Consider the following 1,208-nt stretch of genomic DNA (forward strand, 5'->3'; position numbering starts at 1 on the left):
GAGCACTAAAACTGGGTAGATAGTTGACTGCTACTTTGTCGCTCAGCGAATAAATGCTCGTACCTATCGCCGCAAGTGATGCCCATTTCATCGCTGGGACAGTGCGCTCGCCCGGGTCAACCTTAGCTAATAGCCATAATCCAGAAATACTAAGGAAAATGCCCGCCATGCCCCATAAGCCTAACTGTTCATCAAATAGTAACCATGCCCAAAGCGCTATTAAAACTGGAGAACTTCTGGCAATTGGATAAACAAACGATACGCTAGCCAGGTGATAGGCACGTCTAAGAGCGAAGAAATAAAATACATTAGCTACTGCGGAAAAAAAAAGGGCGATTATGAGTTCAGCGTTCCATTGAGCCTCGATAACCAAACTGGTTATTGCCCAAGGCGCAAAAATAAGCGTATGGGCCAATAAGCCCCACCACAAAAAATTTGCGCGCGGATCCGCTAAACGAGTCATTACGTTCCATGCGACATGCATTAGAACCGATAGCGTCAACAATGCGAAGGCATTATCGATCATGGGCTACTCCCTAGTTGACCCGTTTATGTGCTTGGAATGTGCTCATAACGTTAAGGTCATGCCATCATAGCCAGCAATGACATCACTAGGCAGCTTATCTCCGTGCTGCTTTAACCACCTATCAAAGTCGTGCCCAATGTGAGTCATGATCGTCTTTCGTGGTCCAATAGAATCGTGTAAGGCCAAAGTTTCGTTGAGATTGTTGTGGTTTCTATTGTCAACATCAGGTGGAGAACTTGTATCAATAATCAGATACTCCAAATCGGTAGAAGTGAGATATTCAAGCACTTTAGGCGGTAAGCCTTTTGTGTCGGTGAAATACGCCACCGATTTCCCGGCACACTGGAATAAATACCCATAGGTGAGTTTTGAATGAATTAGAGGTAATGAAGTCACCTCAAGATTTTCCAATTTTAGAGTCGCGTATTTCTTTTGATGGATAAACTCGAGCAAGCCGGGGTGTTTGTACAAATCAGCGCAGCCATCCTTATCGGGGGGACAAAATACCGAAATGTTGGGCTCTTTCCCCCAGCGGATATGAAACAAACCCTGTACGTGATCAGGATGAAAATGTGTTAGAAATATTGCATTCAGAAAAGACGCTTCAAATCGCTCGCCAATATCCATGATTCCTGCATCGATAAGGTAAGCCGCACCTTCAACTTCCAGCAATGCGCTAGCT

General features: G+C 44.9%; 2 protein-coding genes. Both read right to left on the reverse strand.

Features of this window, described 5'->3' with window-relative positions; all coding sequences use genetic code 11:
- A partial coding sequence (locus A3738_RS23430) for an EamA family transporter (protein WP_156504448.1) occupies positions 1-526 on the reverse strand: 526 nt, incomplete at its 3' end.
- A 42-nt stretch (positions 527-568) separates the two neighbouring features.
- The coding region (locus A3738_RS23435; RefSeq protein WP_068763893.1) for an MBL fold metallo-hydrolase at positions 569-1,208 on the reverse strand (640 nt) is incomplete at its 5' end.

This window comes from Oleiphilus sp. HI0066 (assembly GCF_001635725.1).